22 protein-coding genes and 1 pseudogene are annotated in these 21,852 nt (G+C 65.2%); 8 read left to right on the top strand and 15 right to left on the bottom strand.

Features of this window, described 5'->3' with window-relative positions; all coding sequences use genetic code 11:
* Positions 1-2 precede the first annotated feature (2 nt).
* The 11 genes from GUY59_RS18155 to GUY59_RS18105 all read right to left on the bottom strand — a co-directional run bounded on the left by GUY59_RS18155 (position 3) and on the right by GUY59_RS18105 (position 7,677).
* On the bottom strand, positions 3-1,352 hold the full coding sequence (locus GUY59_RS18155; RefSeq protein WP_138201578.1) for a tyrosine-type recombinase/integrase: 1,350 nt from the start codon (positions 1,350-1,352) through the stop codon (positions 3-5).
* Positions 1,352-1,543, bottom strand: a complete 192-nt coding sequence (locus GUY59_RS18150; protein WP_138201579.1) for a helix-turn-helix domain-containing protein — start codon at positions 1,541-1,543, stop codon at positions 1,352-1,354. The genes GUY59_RS18155 and GUY59_RS18150 overlap by 1 nt, the downstream gene beginning before the upstream one ends.
* Positions 1,543-3,111: a replication initiator gene (locus GUY59_RS18145; RefSeq protein ID WP_171055415.1), complete on the bottom strand. Its 1,569-nt coding sequence runs from the start codon at positions 3,109-3,111 to the stop codon at positions 1,543-1,545. The genes GUY59_RS18150 and GUY59_RS18145 overlap by 1 nt, the downstream gene beginning before the upstream one ends.
* Positions 3,112-3,149: 38 nt before the next feature.
* Positions 3,150-3,305, bottom strand: coding sequence for a hypothetical protein (locus GUY59_RS18140; protein WP_161714592.1), 156 nt, complete (start codon positions 3,303-3,305; stop codon positions 3,150-3,152).
* The gene (locus GUY59_RS18135) at positions 3,298-3,498 is read right to left on the bottom strand and encodes a hypothetical protein (RefSeq protein WP_138201580.1); all 201 of its coding nucleotides are present in this window, start codon (positions 3,496-3,498) and stop codon (positions 3,298-3,300) included. Before GUY59_RS18135 ends, GUY59_RS18140 begins: the two co-directional genes overlap by 8 nt.
* Complete coding sequence (locus GUY59_RS18130; protein WP_138201581.1) at positions 3,495-4,913, bottom strand: FtsK/SpoIIIE domain-containing protein; 1,419 nt, start codon at positions 4,911-4,913, stop codon at positions 3,495-3,497. The genes GUY59_RS18135 and GUY59_RS18130 overlap by 4 nt, the downstream gene beginning before the upstream one ends.
* A gap of 87 nt (positions 4,914-5,000) precedes the next feature.
* Positions 5,001-5,294 (bottom strand): hypothetical protein, encoded by a 294-nt coding sequence (locus GUY59_RS18125; RefSeq protein ID WP_138201582.1) that lies wholly within the window; start codon positions 5,292-5,294, stop codon positions 5,001-5,003.
* Complete coding sequence (locus GUY59_RS18120) at positions 5,291-5,704, bottom strand: plasmid replication, integration and excision activator (RefSeq protein ID WP_138201583.1); 414 nt, start codon at positions 5,702-5,704, stop codon at positions 5,291-5,293. The genes GUY59_RS18125 and GUY59_RS18120 overlap by 4 nt, the downstream gene beginning before the upstream one ends.
* Before the next feature lie 115 nt (positions 5,705-5,819).
* A complete protein-coding gene (locus GUY59_RS18115) occupies positions 5,820-6,536 on the bottom strand; it encodes a GntR family transcriptional regulator (protein WP_138201584.1) in 717 nt (238 codons plus the stop codon).
* Between the two features lie 371 nt (positions 6,537-6,907).
* Entirely contained in the window at positions 6,908-7,261 is a 354-nt protein-coding gene (locus GUY59_RS18110; RefSeq protein WP_138201585.1) for a hypothetical protein, read from the bottom strand.
* Positions 7,258-7,677 carry a hypothetical protein gene (locus GUY59_RS18105; protein WP_236667253.1) on the bottom strand — a complete coding sequence of 140 codons (420 nt, stop codon included), beginning with the start codon at positions 7,675-7,677 and terminating at the stop codon, positions 7,258-7,260. The genes GUY59_RS18110 and GUY59_RS18105 overlap by 4 nt, the downstream gene beginning before the upstream one ends.
* A gap of 190 nt (positions 7,678-7,867) precedes the next feature.
* On the opposite strand from GUY59_RS18105, the gene GUY59_RS18100 reads away from it, so the two are divergent.
* On the top strand, positions 7,868-9,019 hold the full coding sequence (locus GUY59_RS18100) for an XRE family transcriptional regulator (protein WP_236667252.1): 1,152 nt from the start codon (positions 7,868-7,870) through the stop codon (positions 9,017-9,019).
* On the opposite strand, the gene GUY59_RS18095 is transcribed toward GUY59_RS18100, so the two are convergent.
* Positions 8,997-9,560: an NUDIX hydrolase gene (locus tag GUY59_RS18095; RefSeq protein WP_138201587.1), complete on the bottom strand. Its 564-nt coding sequence runs from the start codon at positions 9,558-9,560 to the stop codon at positions 8,997-8,999. The two genes, GUY59_RS18100 and GUY59_RS18095, sit on opposite strands and share 23 nt — an antisense overlap.
* A gap of 479 nt (positions 9,561-10,039) precedes the next feature.
* On the opposite strand from GUY59_RS18095, the gene GUY59_RS18090 reads away from it, so the two are divergent.
* The 3 genes from GUY59_RS18090 (at position 10,040) to GUY59_RS18080 (ending at position 12,625) form a co-directional block, all read left to right on the top strand.
* Positions 10,040-10,876, top strand: a complete 837-nt coding sequence (locus tag GUY59_RS18090; RefSeq protein ID WP_138201588.1) for a hypothetical protein — start codon at positions 10,040-10,042, stop codon at positions 10,874-10,876.
* A gap of 74 nt (positions 10,877-10,950) precedes the next feature.
* Entirely contained in the window at positions 10,951-11,295 is a 345-nt protein-coding gene (locus tag GUY59_RS18085) for an effector-associated constant component EACC1 (RefSeq protein ID WP_138201589.1), read from the top strand.
* Positions 11,282-12,625 carry a caspase, EACC1-associated type gene (locus GUY59_RS18080; protein ID WP_138201590.1) on the top strand — a complete coding sequence of 448 codons (1,344 nt, stop codon included), beginning with the start codon at positions 11,282-11,284 and terminating at the stop codon, positions 12,623-12,625. The genes GUY59_RS18085 and GUY59_RS18080 overlap by 14 nt, the downstream gene beginning before the upstream one ends.
* Before the next feature lie 308 nt (positions 12,626-12,933).
* Here GUY59_RS18080 and GUY59_RS18075 read toward each other — a convergent pair whose 3' ends face one another.
* Both GUY59_RS18075 and GUY59_RS18070 read right to left on the bottom strand, forming a co-directional pair.
* Positions 12,934-14,091 carry a hypothetical protein gene (locus GUY59_RS18075; protein ID WP_138201591.1) on the bottom strand — a complete coding sequence of 386 codons (1,158 nt, stop codon included), beginning with the start codon at positions 14,089-14,091 and terminating at the stop codon, positions 12,934-12,936.
* A 999-nt stretch (positions 14,092-15,090) separates the two neighbouring features.
* On the bottom strand, positions 15,091-17,850 hold the full coding sequence (locus tag GUY59_RS18070) for a helix-turn-helix transcriptional regulator (protein WP_161714591.1): 2,760 nt from the start codon (positions 17,848-17,850) through the stop codon (positions 15,091-15,093).
* 542 nt (positions 17,851-18,392) lie between these two features.
* Here GUY59_RS18070 and GUY59_RS18065 point away from each other — a divergent pair.
* The 3 genes and pseudogenes from GUY59_RS18065 to GUY59_RS51365 form a co-directional block, all read left to right on the top strand.
* Positions 18,393-18,617, top strand: coding sequence for a hypothetical protein (locus tag GUY59_RS18065; RefSeq protein ID WP_132337067.1), 225 nt, complete (start codon positions 18,393-18,395; stop codon positions 18,615-18,617).
* Positions 18,618-18,676: 59 nt separating this feature from the next.
* Complete coding sequence (locus GUY59_RS18060) at positions 18,677-19,870, top strand: FxsB family cyclophane-forming radical SAM/SPASM peptide maturase (protein ID WP_236667251.1); 1,194 nt, start codon at positions 18,677-18,679, stop codon at positions 19,868-19,870.
* Between the two features lie 446 nt (positions 19,871-20,316).
* Positions 20,317-20,532, top strand: a pseudogene (locus tag GUY59_RS51365) (alpha/beta hydrolase fold domain-containing protein); the annotation flags it as partial.
* A gap of 183 nt (positions 20,533-20,715) precedes the next feature.
* On the opposite strand, the gene GUY59_RS18050 reads toward GUY59_RS51365, so the two are convergent.
* Complete coding sequence (locus tag GUY59_RS18050) at positions 20,716-21,300, bottom strand: TetR/AcrR family transcriptional regulator (RefSeq protein WP_138201593.1); 585 nt, start codon at positions 21,298-21,300, stop codon at positions 20,716-20,718.
* Between the two features lie 78 nt (positions 21,301-21,378).
* Here GUY59_RS18050 and GUY59_RS18045 point away from each other — a divergent pair, with 78 nt between their 5' ends.
* The gene (locus GUY59_RS18045; protein WP_201761015.1) at positions 21,379-21,825 is read left to right on the top strand and encodes a nuclear transport factor 2 family protein; all 447 of its coding nucleotides are present in this window, start codon (positions 21,379-21,381) and stop codon (positions 21,823-21,825) included.
* Positions 21,826-21,852: the final 27 nt, after the last annotated feature.

Below are 21,852 nucleotides of genomic sequence, written 5' to 3'. Positions count from 1 at the left end.
CCTCAGGCCGAGCCCCACAGGGCCGCGTCCATGCGGTCGCTGGCGTCCCTCATCTGGAGAGTCGCCACGTGGGTGTAGCGCTCCGTCGTGGTCACCCGCGTGTGGCCGAGGACCTCCTGAACCACGCGGATGTGGACGCCCTGCTCTATCAACAGGGTCGCGGCGGTGTGCCGTGCGTCGTGCACTCTGGCGTCTCGTACGCCGGCCTGCTTGAGGATGGACTTCCACTGCTTCCAGTCCTCTGTACGCTCGATCGGCCCGCCGTGCTGCGTCGTGAAGACCAAGTCATGGTCGGTCCACCGATCCCCCGCCTTCAGGCGCTCCGCCGCCTGCACCTTCTTGTGGGCCGCGAGGAGAGCCAGGAGCGCGGGCGGACACTGGAGGGTGAGCTTGCTCTTGCCCTTGCGTTGCCGGAAGACGAGGCCGCCACCGGACCGCTTGGGGCACTTGTCCGCATGGCTGGTGCAGTCCTTCAGGCAGGGACGTCTGTAGCAGGTGTGGGCGCGCTTCTTGCAGTTCGCCGTGCAGGTCCGCAGGTGCCGATGATCTTTGCAGTTCTTCTTACAGGCTTTCCGGTGCCACTTCTCTCCACAGGCGTGTGGATCGTCGCAGCCGTGCTGCCACTCCGCCCGCTGGATCTGGAACCATGCCCGAATCTCGCCGGTCGTCAGATCGATGTACGACCAGCGCAGACCGAGAGCCTCGCCCTGGCGGATGCCGAGCGCCAGGGCCACGCACCAGCGGGCACCGTTCCTGCGGCTTCTTGCCACATCCAGGATGCGCCGAGCCTCGTCCTTGGTGAGTGGCTCTATCTCTACGGTCGAGGCCGAGGGGGCATCGATGAGCGTGGCGACATTGCGTGTGATCCGGCCTCGCCGTACCGCGATGGTGAGCGAGCGCGACAGGATGCGATGCACCTTGAGGACGGAGCCTGTCGACAGGCCCTCGTCCAGCATCCGCGTGTACGCCGTGTCCAGGTGCTCAGGCGTGAGCCGGTCGAGGCGGTGCTTGCCGAGGAGCGGCACGATCCAGTTGCGCGACTTGGAGCGATAGTCGGTCAGTGTCCGAGGCGCCATCTTCTCCGAGCGGACGAGACGCTCGCAGATCACGTCGAGGAACTCCGCCATCCATTCCCCCACGGTGGGCGGACGCCCCGGCTTGCTGACGTGGCCGGCCCCTCGTTGACCTTCAAGCTCTCGGACCTTCCGCGTGACCTCCGCTTCGGTCTTGCCCTTGCGGTGGCGTCGGTCCGGTGAACCGTCCGGCTTGATCCCGATCGTCACCCAGCCGTGCCAAATCCCGTCCTTGCCGAGATAGATGGACGAGCGGCCGTTGGGCTTCCGAGTGGCCATCACGCCACCTCCGATTGAGCGCGATCCTCAAGAGCGCGGGCGTAGTCGAGCAGCGCCGCAGCAGGGATCAGCCGGTAGCCCTCGTGCTTGATCGACCGTAGTTCGCCGGACTTGATCAAGCGAAAGACAGCCGTACGGCTCATGCCGAGAGCCGTGGCCGCGTCCTTGGGGCGGTAGAACAGTCTGTTCATTACGCTGCCTCCTCTCGAATTGCCGAAAGATCTTGGCCGTCTGCTTGGGCTTGGAGTCGGTCCAGGTGTGCGCGCCAGCGTTGCCGCTCGTGGACCGAGCGCAGGAGGCGTACGGCCAGCGGCGCGAGGTTGGCGTCTCCGGCCGGGACGGGTCTCCAGATGTAGCGGTGCGGGTCGGTGGGCTGGTCGCTCTGGCCGAGAGCTTCCAGGACCCAGGTGCGGCGGTCCTGCTTGTGTTCGGCGAGGGTCTTGTTCGACCACTTGTGGGAGACGAGGACGCGGCGACCGGCGTAGCCGAGGTGGTCGGGTTTGTGTGCTTTGCCGTGGCAGCGGCCGGGGGTCATGCCCGGCTTGGCGGCTTTGGGCTGGACGCCGTAGCGCAGCCAGTTCGGGCAGCCGGGCGAGCAGGGTTCGAAGCGCAGCGCGTCGGCCATCCGTCCGGCGTGTTCCCGCTGGGCCTGGTCGTCCGGGGTGAGGGTGTCGCTGATGGACTTGGTGAGGTACTTGGACAGGTAGCGGATGCACTGGTCGGCATCGGGGGTTCCGGCGAGGACGCCTTGCACATCGACCTGGACGCCGAAGCGGATCACGTGCAGCGGTTCAGCGGTCTCGTCGGTGTCGAGCTGGTCGAGGGCCTCGTCCCAGGTGGGCAGCACTTCCCCGGTGGCCGGGTCGCAGTAGCCGGCCCCGTCCTGCCAGATGGGCAGGTGCTCGCCGTCGAAGGCGATGCGATCGGCGGCAGGCCACCACACTTGGTGGTAGGTGGCTGCGGCGATCTGCTTGATCTCTGCTCGCGGGAGGGTGCCCCGGATGGCCATGTGCAGGTGTGGGGCGAGGCGCTTCTGTGGTTCGACGGCCGCGAAGTACTGCACGTCATATCCGGCGACGCGGCGAAGGTTCTGCACGAAGCGGTCGACCAGCTTGGGGAAGTGCAGGGCGTCGCGAGCGGCCCGCCGATAGTCGTAGGCGTCGGGGTCGACCGGCACGCCGTTTCGGACCTTGCCGTAGGAGGGCAGGGTGAGCGTGACGAACAGCGACGGCCGGTAGGTCTTGCCGTCCGTGCCGGTGAAGGTCCGGCCGAGGGTGGTGTTGGTCATCTTGCGTTTGGGCAGGTCCGGGGCGTCTTGGCGTCGTCTGGTCGAGCGGTTGCGCTTGGGTGTGGTGCGGCCGAGGACGTTGCCTCGCATGCCGTTGTCGTTGATGTCCTGATCGATGCCGGTGATGACGTCGTCCAGGTCGCTGGTGTCCTCGCCCGCTTGTTCGGCCGCGTCGCGCTGGGCTTGGATGTCGGCGCGGAACTCGATCAGCCAGCGTTGGGCGTCGTCGGGCTCGTCCGGGGTGATGATCGGTTCGGCTTCCAGGTGCCAGCCTTCCCGACATTGGGCCATGCGGAGTTGCCGGTTGCGCTTGGCGCACGGCGGGCACTTGGCTTCCAGTGTGGCCCCGCACGGTACGTCGAGGATCTCCCAGGTGCCGGTGCTGGTGTCGAGCCGCTTCAGGGGCACGGGGCGGATGCACACGCCGTACTGCTTGGCGACCTCTACGGCGACGTCCAGGGCGTGGGGCATGCGCTGGCGTTCGGAGCGGGGCAGGGTCCGGTCGTAGGTCACTGGCCCTCCTGCTCGTGGTCGGTGACGATGAGCGCGCCTTGGCCGCAGGTGCGGCACTCGACCAGGCCCGCCGCCAGGTCCATCCACAGCGAGTCCTCGGTGAGGCAGGCCGAGCAGCACAGGCCGTCGAGGCGGCAGGCGAGGTCACGCATGGTCGTTCCTCTCGGTCTCGGCCAACTCGGCGCACAGCCGGTAGAGGCCCTGGTAGGGGTGGCGGGAGATGTGGACGCCGAAGACCTCGAAGGCGCGCACGCGCGGCAGGTCTCGGACGGTGAGCATGACCAGGACCGAGCGTCCCGCGATCAGTTCGATCTCTTCGGCGGTGCCGTGGAAGCAGACCCTCATGCCGCTCTCCCGAAGGTGTCGGCCATGGCGCGGATGTCGGTGTCGGAGACGTAGGCCGCGCGGACGCGGATCGGGTCGGGGCTGGTTTCCAGCCGCATGTAGGCCACGCCCGCGCCGAGCTCGGGGACGGGTGAGATGTGGTCGGCGAGCGCGCCGCGATCCCGTGCGCCGTCGCCGAGGACCATGTCCACCTGCTCTGACTCATCGAGCCGGAGCGCGATCTTGTCGGGGAACAGGTTGCGGATGTTCATGACCTCTTTGCGCGGGTCCTGCAAGGCGGCCATGACGCCGACACCGACCGCCCGCCCTTGGGTGGTGAGGGTGGCCAGTGCTGCGCAGATGCGCCGTTTCAGGTCCCGGTCGGCCTGGTAGGCGGTTAGGAACGCCACTTCGTCGACGACGACCAGGACGAACGGGTCATCGATGGTCGGTGTGTGGGAGCGCTGGTCGCCGGCGAAGCGGGCGGCACGGGCTTGCATGACCGTGACCGCCTGCTCCAGCAGATCGGCGCACTCTTCGGGTGTGGCCGCGTACCGGTCGCCGAACAGGGCACGCCCGTAGGACAGTTCCATCAGCTTGGGGTCGAGGGCCCAGATCTCGACCAGGCCCGCCCGCACGGCCGGGAGGAGCCCGCGGATTGTCGACCAGAGGATCGAGCCCTTGCCCGCTCCTGTAGCTCCCGCGACGAGTACGTGTGTGCCGTGAATCTTGAGCCGCCACGGCCGCCCGTCCTCCTGCTTGCCGATCTCGACCGGTCCCACGGTCGGGGTCTCCGGTACTGCCAGCGCAGGCAGGGGGACGGCCAGCGGATCGGTGCGCGGGAAGGTGAGCGTGAGGCGACTGGCCTTGGTGAGCGCGACCCGGCAGGAGGCCGCGCCGAAGCCTTGCGCGAGGTGGTCGAGGCGATCGGCCCAGTCCTTGACCGGCTGTCCCTTGAGCATGCAGACGGTGACCAGGTCGGCCCACGGGGTGCAGGTGACCTTGCCCAGGTGGGGCAGGTAGTCGCGGCCCCGCAGGTGCCTGCCGAGACCAGAGACGATCATGACGGGTTGCCAGTGACGCCGGTACACCCAGATCAGCCGCCACCAGGCCAGCATCCGCCAGCCGACCCAGCGGACGAAGCTCGCGCGGTGGGCGAGTGCCCAGGTGGCCAGGGCGACCGGTACGGGGACGGTCGACAGCAGGCCGACGCGCCAGCCGTACAGAACAGTCAGAACGCCAGGAGTGAGGACGGCGAGCATGGCGACCGGATGCCGCCACACGAGCCGGACGAGCCCGACGAACAAGCGCCAGGCGAAGATGATCAGAGTGAGGATGGCAGGGGTGGTGACGACGGCCGGGCGGAAGACGACGGCCGTGTCGGGCGTGGTGGTGACCAGGTTTCGGGCCTCATCACCAGGCAGCCGCTTGAACATAAGCTTGGAACCTCTCGTGATGTGGAGTCAGGGGAGAACCCAAGGGGCCGCCGGAAGTTGGCGCTTCTGGCGGCCCCGCCTTGCCTGTTAGGCCGCCTTGTCGGTGATCCCGGCGTGCAGGCGTTCGCACTCGGTGAGGTAGTGAGCGGCGGCGTTGAAGATCTCGTGCGCGGTGGCCAGGTCGGCCTCGGTGACCGGTCCCAGGCCCGTCGAGGAGATCGACACGTTGGCCTCGGTGGTGACGAACTCCAGGTACGGCCGCTCGCTCGGCAGGACACCGGAGCGGACCCACAGCGCCGAGGTGTGGAAGGAGACGCCCACGCGTGGAGTCTCGTCGGCGGGCATCGTCAGCGTGATGTAGGTGTAGGGCCGGTCGCTCATGTCGTCGTCTCCTTACCGGCCGGCTGCGGCTGCCTGCCGCGCGGGGGACGCATCCCGGTCGAGCGGATGGAGTACGCCAGTCGTCCGGAGGCGTTCACGTACGGGGTGACGGTCATGCCGACGAACTCCACCGGAATGATCGGCAGTCCCGGAGTCGCGGGCGGGGCGACAGGTTCGGTCGAGGACAGGATCTTGACGGCGACCGTCTTCTGCGCGGCCTTGACGGTCGGGTCGCCGTCCATGACCGGGACCTGCCAGACCGGTTCACCGGTCGTCTTGTCCTTGGCGTAGACGGTCCTGCCGTTGGTCGAGGCGTCGAAGTCCTTGACCTGTTCGGCCTGCCCCACGAGGTAGCAGCCGTGGGGGAAGACCTGCTCGAAGGTGATCGGGATGGGACCTTGCACAGCCATGTGATTCCTCTCAACGGGACGGGCCGTCATCCGCTCGTCCACTTGTCCGCTTAAGTTGAGAGTAAGCCTCGCCACTCGTCCGCACAAGTGGTTCTGTGTGGCGGGAGGGTAAGACCTAGCTAACCTGGTACACGTCCTCAAGTTCGTGCAGGTCACCGGGCAGGGCAACGCTCATCACCATGAGGACGGTCCCAGCGGGATCATGCACCGTGGCCAGCACGCCGAGCACCGGGTTGGACGAGCCGAACAAGTCGGTCTCTTCCTTGGTCGGCTTGCGCGCGGTCAGTCGCTCGGTGACGTGGTCGAAGCGCAGGTGTTTGACCGCCTGGAGGTGATGGCGGATACCGCGTGGCAGCGGTTCGGGCTTGTCCAGGTCGGTGCCGAGGGCGATCTCCAGCGGGAACCAGAAGGTGTCCACCGCCGCCAGCACGCCCCCTTGACGGGCCACCCGCCTGCGCATGATCACCGGCGTGCGCTCGTCCATGCCCAGCAGTCGGGCGACGTGGCGGGGAGCCGGCACCCGTTCCACGGCCACGACGCTGTCTGTCGCTTCGGCCTGCTCTGCCGCCGCCAGGCCGGGCCGGACCCGGTCGGCTGAGCTGTCCGGCCGTCCCTTGACGAAGGAACCGCGCCCGTGCTCGCGCTCGATCCAGCCTTGCATGGCCAGCGTTTGCAGCGCCCGCACCACGGTCGTGCGGCCCACGCCGAGTTCCCGGACAAGCTGCGTCTCAGAAGGCAGCATGTCGCCGGGGGCGTACTCGCCCGCCTCTATGCGCTGCTGAATCGTCGCCATCACCTGGGCGTACTTGGGCGGAGCGAACTCCATGCTCATGACAACCGCCTGTCCGGTCTTCCACTTGTCTGCATAAGCACAGTACCGGCTGAGAGGCGGCCTGTCAGGGGCACCTGAGCGCTATATCAGCCTGCCCGCTACCAACTCCGCCCACATCGCGCGGCCCTCATTGATCGGCCACGCGTCGCTGTAGGAGACTATCGGCGTTGACCAGCCCTTGGCGGCGACGGTACGCCGCAGAAAGGCCAGCCCGGCCGCCGAGCACAACTCATACGACGTCACTCGATGTTCGGCGCATGTCCAGGCGAGAACGCGCGCATACGAGAAGCGCGAAAATCTTGACCACTCCAAGGTCGCATGCGCCGGATCCATCGCGGGAAGGTGCAGCGACAAGCAGCTCCCATAACGGCTCATAGCGGATTTCCGCTTGCCGGTTTGGTCTCCGAGACGACTGCGCTGATCACCCCGCTGAGCGGATGCATTTTGCGCAGCTCCGCGTACTGAAAGGCGACACGGCGGGCGGCGCGCAAAGGATCTTCTGCCGAGTGTCGGGCATAAATGATCCTTTTGCGCTCACTGTTCCAGCCGGTTCGCCACCAATAAAGCTCGCCATCGCACCAGACCACGAGCCCCACCCATACCGACACCAGCGCCAGGCCGTAACCGGCGTGCACATCCGCGCTGACCCCGTCCTCCGCCAATGCCCACTGCAGATGCTTGGCCGTCTCGGCGGGATCAACGAACGGCCGTCTCGGCGCGCTCACGAGGTGATCCGCTCGAAGCGCACCGAGCCCGCCACGTCCAGCGAGGCCCGGAAGATCTCACGCCGGGACCAGTCATCGGCGACCATGCCGAAGTCGTAGATCTTGTGCGTGATCAGGCCCCGTACGCAGGCGTCCGCAGGCAACCGCCGCATCGCCGTCCGCAACGCGTCCATCGCCGTGGCCTGGAACGAGCTGGACCCGCACGGTCCCAACTCCTCGCCGGCGCCGGAGGTGACGAACACCTCCCACTCGAACATCTCTTCCGGCTGATGAAGTGCCGCCGGACCCTCGCAGTAGAGGCAGTCCTGCCGGGCCGACTCCGCCATGCCGAACCGGGCCGCAGCGACATGCCCGCGCCGCGTGACGATCTTCCAGCCGCGATCACTACATGCTGTACAACTAACCTGCGTTGTCATGCCGGACAGCATTCAACTGCAAACCATTTCGGCCTATATCACGGAGGTATTCAACGAGGGCATATAGGCTCTCCGGCACAGCAATGCGCAACCCTCGGAACGTAGCCGGAGGTCAGCAATGCGGCAAAGCGGATTCGACCCGGTCGAGATACCGGCATCGGTCTGGGACCGTGACGAAAGTCGCGAGATCTTGAAGAAACGCGACATCGGCGGACTATTCGGCCTTGCGGTCAAATACGCGGGCGCCAGCCAGGTCCGCATCGGCTCCGCCACCGGAATCGGCCAATCACGCGTCAACAGGATCATGCGCGGCACGGCAGGCCCGATCGAGGAACTCGCCGTCTTCGAACGCATCGCCACCGGCCTTGGTCTGCCCGATCACGCGCGCATGCTGCTCGGCCTGGCCCCGCTCGACACCGCCTCACCCACGGGCGACTTCGACGACGAGCACCAGGAGCAGACCAGCGCCCTCGCCGCCCGGTTGGACGCCGCCGCAACCATCGACGCCACCATGGTCACCATCCTCAGCACCGACACCAACAACCTGCGCCTCCTGGACCGCCGCCTCGGCGGAGTCGCCATCGCCGACAAGATGCGCGCCCAGATGGCCCAGATCGAACGCACCTACCGCCACGCCGTACGGCCCGGCATCCGCGCGCAACTTGCCCACCTACTGGCCCAGACCGCGTCACTGGCCGGATGGCAGGCCGTCAACGCCGTCGCCCTCGATGACGCCTGGAACCACTACGAACGCGCCAAAGCAGCCGGACGAGAAGCCGAAGACCCTGCCGTGCTCGCGTACGTGTCAGGGGAGCAGGCGTACGTGCTCATGGATCTGGGCCGGCCTGCCGAGGCCGCCGAGCTGCTCCAGCACATCCACGCCACCCACCGCAACCGCGTACCAGCCCGGTTGCGGACCTGGCTTGCCGCCGCCGAAGCAGAAGCCGCCGCCGTACTCGGCGACGAGGTGGCCTGCCGTCAGGCACTCGACCAGGCCGCCGCCGCCCTCCCGGAAGGGGACGGCGATCCGGAGATGCCGTACCTGTCCATCAACGCGCACCACTTCGGCCGGTGGCGTGGCAGTTGCCTGCTCCGCTTCGGCGACCCCGGCACCGTCGAGGATCTCCGTTCCTCACTCGCGGGGATGGACGGCACTTACAACCGCGCCGAGTCCGGTGTCCGCTGCGACCTCGGACACGCACTACTCGCGGCCGGAGACCCCGAAGCCGCTCAGCCACACATCCAGCGCGCCCAGCACCTGGCCACCATGACCGGCTCCCGCCGGCAGCGGCGACGCATCGACGAACTCTCGCGAGCGGTCAACCGCGCTCTTGGGCGTTGAGCCACTCCCGCGCCTGGAGGAGGCCGATCAGCGTGCCCGACGTCCAGATGTCACCGCGGGCGATCATCGCGGGGATCTCGGCCATTGGGATCCATTCGATCCGGTCGGCCTCCACCTCACCCTCCGGCTTGCCGACGAGCTCGGCACCGCGCGCCAGGAACAGTATGTGCTCGGAGTCCACCATGCCGGCCATCGGCTGATAACTCACCAGATGCTCGACCGTGGCCGGCCGGTAGCCCGTCTCTTCCTCGATCTCCCGCGCTGCCGTGGTCTTCGGGTCCTCACCCGCATCGACCAGGCCGCCCGGCAACTCCCAGCCCCAGCGGTCGAACACGAACCGGTGACGCCACATCAACAAGACCCGGTCCCGCTCATCGAGCACGACCGCGATAGCCGCCCGGTCCAGATGCACCACATGATGCTCGAACCGCTCCCCACCAGGGATCTCCACATCAGCCAGCCCCAACCGAATCCACCGGTTGTCATAAACCAGCCGCTCACCATGCACGACCCAGCGCGTCAGCTCAGCGTCATCAGCCACACCGCGAAGCTACCGGCCCAACCCCAAGCCGTACACGCACTTCCCAGTGACAACCGAGATCGTTGCCGAATAGTCCCTATGAGGATCAAGCGGCGGCGCGGCGCGCCGCCGTACCCCCGGCCCTCCACCCGCCCGCCGTCCGGGCGTGCGGCCTGGGGGCCGATCCCGGACGGCGGCGGGACACCGGGCCGGGCACCGCACGCCGGCCCCGCCGTATCAACCCGAACGCTCTGACCGGGGTTGCCGCGCCGCCGCACAGATGCAGCCCTTGCGATCGCCACTGCATAGCTGGTCGTCGTAGATGGCTAGGGGCGATCGACGATCCAGGGTTCGTTCCTCACCCTGGCTCACCGAGCATCATGGCTGATCTTCAGTGCTACTAACTGCGTCCATAGGTCGGGCGGAACATGCGGTCAAACTACGCTGCGTTCTGGGAGGATATAGGATCCGCCATTCACCGAAGAGTTAAGGAGACCGAGTTGACGCCCTCTGACGGTCCTGCGTGGACCGACATTTTTACTGCCATCGCGGCCGTGGTGGCCTTAGTGGTCTCTCTGTTCTCGGTCTGGTTCGCCAGGCGGCAGGCCAGCGCTGCGATTGATCAATCGGCCGGTGCTCAGCGAGCCGCTGACGCAGCCAAGGACCAAGCGGTGTCGGCACGCGATCAGGCGGAGATTGCTGCCAAACAGCTTGCGCTCGACCGCACCGCATTCACAGAATCGCAGCAACCATATGTAGTCGTTGACATCCGAGCGTCCGACTTCATCTCCGAGGCCCTGATTCTCATAGTCGAGAACGTAGGACCCACAGTCGCCCGCAACGTTCGGATCAGATTTAATCCACCGATTCAGACCTCGATGGATGGGGACGATGGGGAGAAGCTCGCGGATGCCCTCATCTTCACCCAGGGCGTCCCTCATGTGCCACCTGGGCGCAGAATCGAGGCGCTATTCGATATCGGATGGCAGTTCTTCAAGAAGGACCTGCCTCGTAAATACACCGTAACAGTAGAGGCTGATGGACCATACGGCGCTGTCGAACCACTCACCTATCTGATCGATTTGGAGATCTACCGTAAGCTCCGACACCTCACCATCAAAACCCGCCATCAGCAGGTAAAGGAAATCGAGAAGCTCCGTAAAGCAGTAGAGAAAGCCTCCCAAGAACTCGCCCGTCCACGCAGGGAAGCTGAAGCAGCGGAGTGGCGGCAAGTAGTCGAGGAGCAAAGAGAACAAACTAGGCGCGTCACTCCAACTAGCGCGCACGGCTCCTTGCAGTCCGGAACAGAAGAGGAAGGCGAGGGAGACGTCGAATAGCGTTTCACCCGCGCCACTGATTCATCGGCCAGCCATCCCAGCTAGAGCATATCAATAATGCGGAGGGTGAAATCATGGAACTGCACGTAACAATCTTAGGAGATGCCGCCGAGCGAGAGCTGCGTAGTTTGCGCGCCTGGCTTGATGGCGAGAGTCAACTGCACGGAAAAGTGCAGTATCTGCTAGCGGCGCCCCAGGACACAGAACTCGGCTCTATGCTCGATACGCTGGCGATAGTCATCGGATCCAGCGGCACCACAGCCCTCTTTGCGCGTGTTCTCACGACCTGGATTAGAAGTCGTCGGTCGGACATTACCATCAAGATCAAAGCTGCGGACAAAACCATCGAGATCAGATCGCAAAGCGTAAGTGACCCTCTCCATCTCCTAAAGGAAATACTCAAAGATGAGCAGCAATAGCGAATCACGAGACTTCTCGGCTTCGCGAGCCGTACTTATCGGAGTATCGGATTACGATGATCCTGAATTCCTTCCCGTCCCCGCAGCACGTAATAGCCTTGATGCCGTCTATGAGGTGCTCACCGATTCAGATCTTTGCGGTTGGCCAGAAGGTCGCGTGACTATGATTAGGAATCCAAGCAATGCGGGGAGGCTGGCGGCGCAACTTCGGTCCATCGCTGCTGATGCGCATGACATTTTCATGCTCTACTTTGTAGGACATGGCACGCTGACGCCGAGAGGGGAATTAAGTCTCACTCTGACTGATACTGTCGCTAGTGACTGCGACTACACGGGATTGCGCTACTCCTGGGTACGAGAAGCGTTTCTCGATACGCCAGCACGGACAAAAGTAGTAATTCTTGATTGCTGCGCCGCTGGACGTGCACTTCAAGCTCTGTCTGTCTCCAATCAGATTCTTCAAAGCGTTGCAATTGACGGCGTCTATACATTCGCAGCCACGGAGGGAAGCGCGCCTGCTCATGTGGTGCCATTGAAGCATCAGGCTAGCGAGATGACATCGTTCACTCGCGAGTTGGTCAGGGTTATCAGATCAGGAGTACCGTTAGCACCCACATGGCTCACGTTGGAGCACATATACACCCACGTTAGGCATGGGCTATTAGGAAAGAATCTTCCCGCTCCCAACCGCAGTCTTCTAGGCAATGTGAATAACTTCCGTTTCACAAGGAATGCGGCTTCCCATGCGATTCACTCCGAAAAAGGTGGTAACTATCTGGATCTGCGTCGGCGGGAGCTAGCTGAGATAATAACGGTCAATCCTTCCATTACTCTTCCCTCTTGGCCTGCGCTAGGGCAGGAGATGGATTACAACCTGTCCGTCGAAGCTAGAGACTCTTCGTTTATATGCATGGACAGGTATTTTGTGCGCACTGGCACTGACGGGCGTAGCCGCTTTGAAATTTGCGATCTACTGGGACCTCAGAACGAGCTTATATATGTGAAGCGGGCGCTAAACTCGCTACCGCTTAGTCACCTATTCAATCAAGCAATTGTGGCGGTCGATCTGCTGGTTAATGTACCGGAAGTTCGCATGGCTTTCAGTGCGGCCGTCCGCGAACATGGCCGGAATCGGCTTTTGAGCGACGACAGCTTTCCGTGGAAAGTCGTTTTTGCGTTGGCGGGGGAAGTTGGAAAAGTTTTGACCCCTGAATCCCTGTTTCCGTTCTCGCAGATTACGCTCGTGCAGGCATCTAGGGCTATCCGATCTCTCGGAGTGGTGACAGAAATGATCGGTATAGAGATTGAAGCAGAGAGTCCGGGCACCTAGGTAGATCTCTATCCGAGAAAAAGTGCGGATCACAGATGGCTCGTATTTGTATTTTCTCGCCGTATAGATCGTTGAAGAACGACGGCAATGCGTGCATGGCTGCCCTGAACGATGCTCTCCAGACTGCTCTGCGCCCGGATGCGGACGGTTGCGACACTGGGGTCTGGGTTTGATGATCCGGAACATGCGCGTAATGATCCTTATGTTCTGAGGTATCTACGGATCATTTCCTGAGGTTCGCTTGCAACAGGGCCACCCTGTCAAGGGTGCCACCGGCGTCAAACGATAGGTCATTGGTTTTCGATGGGTCATGCCTTCTTCCCGCTGAGCGTCCTCGCATATGCAAGGGTGAGATACCGATCGAATAGCTCGATGCATTCTCTTGAGGGATAGGCGTCGGACTCGCCGGCAGAGCCATGGGCGATGCTATTACGAGCCTTATTGAGCATCTTAAACAACTCAACGTCATCCGCTGCGGTTGTTCGAGAGAGCGCAATCGTCATCAGTGAAAATTTGAATGCCAGATTGCGCCACGGATAATCTTTGTCGCTGTGCGTTGTTGGCCAAAAAAGCCCTTCGACTGGCAATCCACTTGTCTCTATTTTGAGCAAGGAGACAACCTCGTCGCGCACACTACTTGTGACGAACGCATTGACTAGCAACTCTAAACCGACAAAAGCAAAAAGGAATCTACGCAGTGCGTCTTCCTCTGCCTTCGCTAGCCAGAGTAGCCGTGCCGCTGAAGAGATTCCCTTTAGTGTTCTTGGCGGGACACTCTTAGCGGCCTCTAGGGTATTAGTGATTTCCGCTACAGGCAGACTCTTCCAGTCACGAGACAGCGAGACTGTCACTGGGAAAACTTGTGATCGCCCGAACGAAAACGGCATCTTGCCAGGTGCAATAAAATAGGCGAGATTGTTTCCTACCAGGGTACGATCGAATCTCATATCGCCAAGAGCATGGGAGACGTAGGCGGCAACTGCGTCAAGATGTCTCCCAGCTTCAAGTTCGAATTCTTCGCTGAACCGTAGAGCTTCTCTACTTGTCACCCAGGCATACCTGGTGCCTGTGTCGGGCACTTCAATTGGTCGGCTGATTTGTAGAGTCACCCAAAGTCCCTGTCCATCGAGAAACTCTGGGCGTCCGCGATTTCGGAGACTTTCGTCGATGGCTTCATCGCGAGCTCTCAGCGGATCTTCCGCCTTCCGCCACTCGCCACCGCCGAAAGAGGTAAGCATCGTCGCGGTAGCAGCATTCATTGCGTCGGCAACAAGAGTGGGCGGGCCGCCAACAGTGACGGTGGTAGAGTCGCCGGAAGCTAGCCAATCCTTAATCTCGGTGGTCCAGTCCGGCGCTGATGCTTTCGACGTGAGATAGTCGTTGTTTATTCCAAAGACTCGCCATACACAGATTCTTGCGCCCTGTACGAGCGTGGGATCATCTCTCTCTGGTTCAGGTTGTTCCATGAGTACAGGATGTCGCACATGGTCGCTCGAGTTGCGTGAGTCCACGCTTCCGTTACCTATCTCGACTGCCAAATGGGGGCTGCATCTGGCCTGGCAGACCCGTCAACGTCATCACCGCAGAACTGATCTGCAGATGAGTGATGCGGCACATGGCTCGATCGCAGGTCAGTGCACGGTTGGTTCGACATGTAGAGGTCCTCGTCGCAGTCCTGACCCTGAATGCACCCGAGGTCGGGGCCACCGTAGTAGGAGCCGCTGTGGTGGTAGCGCTACTCGCTCAGCTCATGGCCCGCGAATGACCAGCGGCCTCGTCCAGGTCGACGAGCGAAGTCCCCTGCCGCTTCCCTTACGGGCGGTCGACAGCAGACGAGATGATCAGTCGGCGGGACGCTCGCTGACAGGGTCGGACATTAGGGTTGCAGTTTGGGTTGCAGTCCCCCGCCGTACCACCCGGTTCCAGGACGTTTGTATAGCCGCATCGGTGCACGATGAACGTCCTGGAACGGCCAGCCTCCAAGCTGCTAATGCGGTTTGGTGGCAACACCATCCGGGGTTCAAATCCCCGATCCTCCGCACATGAAAAGGCCCTCACCCGTTCTCGGGGTGAGGGCCTTCTCCGTCCTTTGTTACGTCCCTGTGGACATCAGGGTTGCAGTCGCCCGTCAGAGCCGTTCCACAGGACATCGTCCACACGCCGGCCGGCTGGAGTGCGGCCACGTGCGTGTAGCGGTCCGTGGCCGTGATGCGAGTGGCCGAGATCTCCTGCACGAACCGGATGCGGCGTGGCTCGCCGCCGCGATCGTGCTGCCCTTCGGGAACCACGCCCTGATCAGTCAGAAGTGTCGTATATGACAGGTGACTGGGTTTTGATGAGGTGCCTGTTCTCCGGGCGGCACGACAGTTAGGTTTGCGGTCGATACGGGCAAGATCAATCGCCCCTTCGCACACGAGGGTGACCGTCCGGGCGTGGGCTCGCTGCCGAGCGTGCCCGTACGGCTGCTAGCTCAGACCGGAGCTGTCGCGGCCGTCCGGGTCGAGGTCCATGCGGGCCAGGTCGTTGCGCGAGCCGATGCCGAGTTTGGGGTAGGCCTTGTACAGGTGATAGCCGACGGTACGAGGGCTGAGATACAAACGGGCCGCGATGCCGGCGTTGCTGAGCCCGGCCGCGGCCAGCCTGACGACCTGCAGCTCCTGCGAGGTGAGCCGGTCCAGCAGCCCAGACGTCCGCTCCTTGGGCTGGGAGGTCTCGCCGGTGGCGCGCAGCTCGGCGCGGACGCGGTCGATCCAGGGGGCCGCGCCGAGTTGTTCGAAGGCGTCGAGCGCGGACCGCAGAAGCGGGCGAGCCCTGTTGCGCTGCCGCCTGCGGCGCAGGAACTCACCGTAGAGCAGATGGGTGCGGGCCGCTTCGAAGGGGTAGGCATCGTCCTGCCGGTGTAGGCGTATGGCCTGCTCGTAGTGCCGTTCGGCCTCCGCGCCGTCGGCAAGCTGGGCCTGACATCGTGCCGCGATGGCCACGGTCCACGGCTGGCCCGTAGCGTGCGCCCATCGCTGCAGCCGGGCGAGAGGGGCTACGGCGAGGGTAGGGTGGCCCTGACGGACCGCAGCCTCCACGAGAGTGGCGGTGCCGAGGCTGTGATCGATGGCCGGATGGTGACGCATCAGAGCTTGGGGCACCCGCGTGAGGCGGCGCAGCACCGCCTCGTACTGCCCGTTTCCCAGGTCCAGCAGCGCGCGTGCATACACGCATTCGATGCCGCGCTCGCTCACACCATCGGCGAGGATGTCCTCGGTCAACTCGGCACACCGCGCCTGGTCGCCCTCGATCGCCGCCACGCAGGCCAGCAGTCCGGCGTGGTGGCCGACGAAATGGGGCTGTTCGGTGTGGGCTGCGACGCGCAGGCCCTCCTCGCTGGTGGACAGCACGTCCCGGTGCCGGCCCAGGAGCAACTGGGTGCGCGCCAGATGCAGCAGGGCGCGGGGCAGCAGACCGATGTTGCCCTGGGCCTGGCATCGGTCGGCCAGGACCACCGCGCCCTCCTGGCCCGCGTGGATGTCGGCGAGCCACAGGAACCACCACTGCACGGTGATGCGCTGCCAGGTAGCCAGGTTCGCGGCGCTGGAGATCCCGTGGACGAGCGATCTGATGCGGGGGACGGCCTGCGCCCATCGCTCGTCGGCGAGGTGGGCGATCGCCGCGGTGACATCGGCCAGCATGGGTGAAGAGCGGGGCACGATGGCCGTACTGGCGGCGAGCTGGGGCATCTGGTACGGCTCGCCACCGCTCCAGACGCTGATCAGTGCGAACAGGAGCATGGTGGCGGCGGTGTCAGGAGCCTGCTTCGCGAGCCCGGCGGCCGCCTCGACCGTCTCCTCCGGCCGGGCCCGCAAGTCCTGCTCCTGGGCGATGGCCGCGCGGACCATCGCCAGGCCGGCGCGGACCGTCGGGTCGCGCGCGATCGGCCAGGCACGATCGGCCAGGTGGGTCGCGAAGGAGGTCATCCCCGCATCGAGTGCGGCCTGTGCCGCCGCGTCCAGGCGCCGGGCGCGCTGCCCCAGGTCGGATGTAAGCTGAGCGGCTCGGTGATACGCGGTGGCCACCGCTGCGTGACCGCCCCTGGCGCGAGCGTTCTCGGCGGTGCGTTCCATCTCCGCGGCCACGCTCTCGTCCGCGCCGTGTACGGCGGCGGCGCGGTGCCACGCGCTTCGGTCGGCCATGCCGCCTTCTCCGAACGCCTCCGCCAGCGCGGCATGAGCGGCCAGGCGGGCCTGCAGCGACGACGAACGGTAGGCGGCGGCGCGGAAGAGCGGGTGGGTGAATCTCAACCGGTCACCGCAAATGTGGACCATCCGGTCGTCCTCCGCCGGCTCCAGGTCGGCGACGTCGGCGCCCAACCGTCGGCCCGCCGTGAGCACGAGGTGCAGATCGCCGCTGTCGTCAGCCGCTGCGGCGAGCAGCAGCGATCGGGTTCGCTCGGGCAGCGCTCTGACCCGCTGGGCGAAGGCCGATTCCAGTTGCCCGGACATAGGGCCGTGGTGGAGGTGGAACGTGGCGCCGGGCAGTTCACCGGCACGCTGCTCGGGCGTGAGCGCGGCCGAGAGTTCCAGCAGGGCGAGCGGGTTGCCCTGAGCCTCGGCCAGAAGGTGGTCTTTGACGTGACCGGCCAGGTCCCCCAGCAGCATGGCGCTGGAGCCCCGGTCCAGGGCCGTCAGTCGCAGGTCCCGTACGTCCGGTACGCCCTCCGCGGGCGTCGGGTACCCGTCTCGTACGGCGAAAAGCAACGCGACGCCCTCGGCGCGCAACCGGCGCGCAACCCACGACAGCACCGCAGCCGAGCACTGGTCCAGCCATTGCGTGTCATCGACCAGCACGAGCAGGGGTTCCGCCGCCGCCACCTCGCCCAGCAGCGACAGGGTGGCCAGCCCGAGCAGGAACCGGTCACTCCTGGCCTGGTCGACCAGACCGAACGCCGCGTCCAACGCCTCGGACTGCGGCCCTGGGAGCTTGTTCCGAAGGTGCAGCACGGGAGCGAGCAGCAGATGCAGTCCTGAGAACGGCAGTTTCGTCTCCGATTCGATGCCCGTACCGCGCAGCACCCGCATGTCTGTGGCGGCGCCGGCCGCGGCGTACTCCAGCAGCGCCGTCTTACCGATTCCCGCGTCGCCTCGCACCACCACGACCCCGCTGTCGCCGGCACGCGCGCGAGCCAGCACCTCGTCGATGACAGCCCTCTCCGTACTTCTTCCGTAGATTTCAGCCACAGGGAGTCCCGAAAGGTCGTCGAGCCCGCTCAGCTCACATGCGGTTGACGAATGAGCATCCACCTCGGGGACAGGCCCGTGCGGACGGAGTGGAGGGGACGGCGACTCGGCCGAGATCACCCCTCACCGGTCCCTGCGCTGGGCAGGCCACGCATTCTGCTCGGTCATCTGTCACGTCTCTCCGTATCGCCGTTCATGACAATCGACTCGCCCAGGCCGAGAAATGTGACACCCGGCCTCGCCCGCGCGTCGAACCCGCCGGGGAGAGCCGTGACGCCGAGGAGCGGGCCTGGCGTCGCTCGGGCTCGTGACCCGGCTCAGAAGCGGGCGCTCAGGACCGATGTCCAGTCATGTGACGGATGCGTAGCCGGAACGGGCCCGCCAGTCTTGGATCATGCTCGCCGCCCCTGGAACCCCTCAAAGGAAGGAACTGTGCAATAGGGCGCGTCCCGCGAGCCGCCGAGGAACTGTCCACGAGTGTCCAGCCATCGTGTGGTGTTGATCTGCAGAACCGACAGTCTTTCCGACAAAGGAGGATTCTTATGGACGCTACGCACGCCGAGAGTCAGAACACGCGGATCGTGGCTGCGCTGGCAGCCGCGGCGTCGCTCGCGCTCGCCCCGCAGGCCCCGCTGATCGCGCAGGCCGCGACCGAGACCGCGGCCGAAGTCGTCTCGACCGCCTCATCCGTCCTGGACAACGCCCTGGCCATCCGCGCGACGGCCGAGCCCGAGGCCAAGATCCTGGCCGGCAGGCACAACCGCTAAGTCCGGGAGAGAGCGGGCGCGGCCGACCACCGCGCCCGTCCAGCGCCGAAGGGACCCTCATGATGTGGCCCACCGAGGAGTGGAGCGCGGCTGCCCGCGACAGCGGGGCCTGGCGACCGTCGCCGTTCCAGCAGTTCTCGCTCAAGCTGCACGGCTGGTGCAACCTGGCCTGCGACTACTGCTACGTCTACGAGATGGCCGACCAGTCGTGGAGGGACCGTCCGCGGAAAATGGACCCGGCCACGGTGGAGCGCGCCGCCTTCCGCATCGCGGAGCATGTGGTCACGCATGGCGTCGAGTACGTCAACGTCGTCTTCCACGGCGGCGAGCCGCTGCTGGCCGGACGCGAAGCCGTCGCCCATGCCGCACGCAGCGTCCGCGCCGCGCTCCCGTCCGGAACCGAGCTCAGCTTCCGGCTGCAGACGAACGGCACGCTGCTGACCGGCGAGGTGCTGGACGTACTGCTGGCCGAGGGCATCGCGGTCGGCGTCAGCCTCGATGGGGGTGCGCGGGCGCATGACAGGCACCGCCGTCACGCCGGCGGCCGTGGAAGCCACGCCGAGGTGACCGCCGGGCTGCGGCGGCTGCGGGCCGAGCCGTACCGGGAGTTGTTCTCGCATCTGTACTGCGTGGTCGATGTGGCGAACGATCCGGTGGAGGTGTACGAGTCGCTGCTGGAGTTCGAGCCGCCGGTCGTCGACTTCCTGCTGCCGGACGGCACCTGGTCCACGCCGCCACCACTGCGCGCGGCCGGAGCGGATGCGACGCCGTACGCGGACTGGCTGATCGCCGTGTTCGAGCGCTGGTACGGCGCGCCCCGGCAAGAGACGGGCGTGCGGTTCTTCGAGTCGATCATCCAGCTGGTGCTCGGTGGGCAGAGCAGGGTGGACTCCGTGGGGCTGTCGCCGAACGTCCTGGTCGTGGTGGAGACCGACGGGACCATCGAGCAGGTGGACACGCTGAAGTCGGGGTACGAGGGTGCTGCCGGGACCGGGACGAACGTCTTCGACCATCCCTTCGACCGGGCACTGGAGCACCCGGGCATGGCGGCACGTCAGGCGGGGGCGGCCGCGCTCTGCGACACCTGTGTGAGCTGTCCGGTGGCGAGGGTGTGCGGCGGCGGTTACTACGCCCACCGCTACCGCGAGGACACCGGGTACCTCAACCCGTCGGTGTACTGCCCGGACCTGTTCAAGCTGATAACGCACATACATCAGCGGGTCCGGGCGGATCTGCGGTCACGCGCCTCCTGAACGCTGAAGAGCGCAACCTAACGCTGTCCGACCACGGGTCGAGCTGTCCGAGTATCGGTAGCCTGCTGCCCCCGGCATTATTCGCCAGCGGCAATAGCTCCTCCACCGCAACATCCAGCAGCCAACCTCGCTGTTGGGCGGTCTCCCACTCCTCGGCGTCGGCGCGGCGGTGCTCACGACGCCGCGCCCGAGTAGCCCGCCGCAGGCTCTTCGGGCGAGGCTGCGGAGGGCGCAACATCAACAGCAGTCCCATGCCAGTGACGGTACTGACTCCTGCTGGATGAGCTTCACCGGCTGGCGTCACATCCTTCGATCGAGGCGTGCTACGGGAGCCACCTGAATGGACAATCGCGAACTGAGGCAGACCACCCTGAACGGCGGGGCGACCATCGACCAGCGCGACGAATGAGCCTGAACGGCTCTGGAGATCGTTTGGGGACCTACGGATCAGAAGGTCAACGGACCTTGTTCCAGTTGCAGTTCTAGTTGCAATCCAGCTCCGTACAACCCTGTTCGAGGCCTACGCGGGCAATGCGCCCGACCGTACCCACCCGGACTTCTCCCCGATCTACGCCGAACTGGCCAACCTCCCACCGGTGCTGATCGTCGTCGGAGGAGAGGACATCCTGCTGCGCGACAACCTCGCGATGGCTGCGCAGCTATCCGCAGCCGGCGTCGATGTCGACCTGCGCGTCCACCCTTCCCCGCCTCATGACTTCACCGGCATGCGACGCCCATGGCGGCACTCGACGATCTACGCACCTGGCTCGACGGCCGACTCGGACGGTGAACGGCGACACCGTCGACGCGAAATTCTCACCCACGGCTGCGTTCTGCGAGGGGCCCTAGCGGCTTCCCGGGGGCCGTATGCCGTCGAAGAGGAGATCGAGCGCGCGGCGGCGGAACTCCTCGCTCCAGTCGTCGGCGATCGCCTCCTGGCACACCGCGGCGAGCAGCGCGATCAGCTCGTCGGTGCTCAGGTCAGCGCGGACAGCGCGGCCGTCGCGAGCCCGTTCGAGCAGAACGTCGACGGCAGAGCGCAAGCGCGCCAAGGCATCAGAGACGCGGACCTGAACGCCGGTCTCGGCCAGTCGCTCGAAGACGTCCCGGTGAGTGACCCCGGCCGACATGATGAGCGAGCAGAACTCGAAGAGGGCCGTGACGGCGTCCTGGTCGCGCACCATCGCGTCGGCCTCGGCGACGATCCGATCCTGCAGGCTCATCACCACGGCCCTGAGCAGGTCCGGCTTCGTCGGGAAGTGCCGGAAGACCGTGCCGATCGCGACCCCGGCGCGCTCGGCGACGGCATCGGTCGCGGCGGACGCGCCCTGCTCGGCGAACACCGCTTCGGCCGCCTCCAGAATCCGCGCGCGGTTCCGCCGCGCGTCGGCTCGAACGGGCCGCTCGCTCTCGCGGTCCGCAGGGGCCATAGGTGCCTCCTTGCTAAAGTGAGTCGCACTCACTATCGTGAAGTCGAGTAACGCTCAGGTTACTTCAGGAGGCACCACATGTCCCACGCGACTCCCCTCGAGGTCTACCGGCGGATGCAGGAGGCCGTGCTCCGCGAGGACGACCCGACCCTGCTCCCCGCCGAGTTCCTGGCCGACGACATTGTCGTCGAGACTCCGTTCTCCCCACCGGGAATGCGACGCTACGAAGGCCGCGAGACCTGGCTGGAGTTCTACGCGAGCAGGCCGCTGCCGTTCCGATTCGAGGAGTTCCGCGACATCGCCACCCGCGAAACCGCCGACCCCGAAGTCCTCGTCGTGGAGTACGAGTTCACCGGAACAGTTACCACCACCGGCCTCGCCGCATCCGCCGCCTTCATCGCGATCCTGCGCGTCCGCGACGGCAAGATCCTGCACTGGCGCGAATACCAGGACGTCATGGCCATCACGCAGGCACTGAGCCTGCGCCCGGAAGACCTCGGGGCCTCGAACCCTGAACGTCAGTGAGGGGCTGCGTCGAGCCTCGCCCGGTCG

Origin of the sequence: Nonomuraea sp. K271, assembly GCF_009908215.1 — a bacterium.
Taxonomy (GTDB): domain Bacteria; phylum Actinomycetota; class Actinomycetes; order Streptosporangiales; family Streptosporangiaceae; genus Nonomuraea; species Nonomuraea longispora.
The sequence above is the reverse complement of the archived record's forward strand: the minus strand, read 5'-3'. Positions and strand labels throughout refer to the sequence as shown.

Excerpts from the sequence above, each read along its gene's own strand:
- GUY59_RS18155 (WP_138201578.1), bottom strand. The coding sequence starts at position 1,352 with ATGGCCACTCGGAAGCCCAACGGCCGCTCGTCCATCTATCTCGGCAAG.
- GUY59_RS18150 (WP_138201579.1), bottom strand. The coding sequence starts at position 1,543 with ATGAACAGACTGTTCTACCGCCCCAAGGACGCGGCCACGGCTCTCGGC.
- GUY59_RS18145 (WP_171055415.1), bottom strand. The coding sequence starts at position 3,111 with ATGCCCCACGCCCTGGACGTCGCCGTAGAGGTCGCCAAGCAGTACGGC.
- GUY59_RS18140 (WP_161714592.1), bottom strand. The coding sequence starts at position 3,305 with ATGCGTGACCTCGCCTGCCGCCTCGACGGCCTGTGCTGCTCGGCCTGC.
- GUY59_RS18135 (WP_138201580.1), bottom strand. The coding sequence starts at position 3,498 with ATGAGGGTCTGCTTCCACGGCACCGCCGAAGAGATCGAACTGATCGCG.
- GUY59_RS18130 (WP_138201581.1), bottom strand. The coding sequence starts at position 4,913 with ATGTTCAAGCGGCTGCCTGGTGATGAGGCCCGAAACCTGGTCACCACC.
- GUY59_RS18125 (WP_138201582.1), bottom strand. The coding sequence starts at position 5,294 with ATGAGCGACCGGCCCTACACCTACATCACGCTGACGATGCCCGCCGAC.
- GUY59_RS18120 (WP_138201583.1), bottom strand. The coding sequence starts at position 5,704 with ATGGCTGTGCAAGGTCCCATCCCGATCACCTTCGAGCAGGTCTTCCCC.
- GUY59_RS18115 (WP_138201584.1), bottom strand. The coding sequence starts at position 6,536 with ATGAGCATGGAGTTCGCTCCGCCCAAGTACGCCCAGGTGATGGCGACG.
- GUY59_RS18105 (WP_236667253.1), bottom strand. The coding sequence starts at position 7,677 with ATGACAACGCAGGTTAGTTGTACAGCATGTAGTGATCGCGGCTGGAAG.
- GUY59_RS18085 (WP_138201589.1), top strand. The coding sequence starts at position 10,951 with ATGGAACTGCACGTAACAATCTTAGGAGATGCCGCCGAGCGAGAGCTG.
- GUY59_RS18080 (WP_138201590.1), top strand. The coding sequence starts at position 11,282 with ATGAGCAGCAATAGCGAATCACGAGACTTCTCGGCTTCGCGAGCCGTA.
- GUY59_RS18075 (WP_138201591.1), bottom strand. The coding sequence starts at position 14,091 with ATGGAACAACCTGAACCAGAGAGAGATGATCCCACGCTCGTACAGGGC.
- GUY59_RS18065 (WP_132337067.1), top strand. The coding sequence starts at position 18,393 with ATGGACGCTACGCACGCCGAGAGTCAGAACACGCGGATCGTGGCTGCG.
- GUY59_RS18060 (WP_236667251.1), top strand. The coding sequence starts at position 18,677 with ATGATGTGGCCCACCGAGGAGTGGAGCGCGGCTGCCCGCGACAGCGGG.
- GUY59_RS18050 (WP_138201593.1), bottom strand. The coding sequence starts at position 21,300 with ATGGCCCCTGCGGACCGCGAGAGCGAGCGGCCCGTTCGAGCCGACGCG.
- GUY59_RS18045 (WP_201761015.1), top strand. The coding sequence starts at position 21,379 with ATGTCCCACGCGACTCCCCTCGAGGTCTACCGGCGGATGCAGGAGGCC.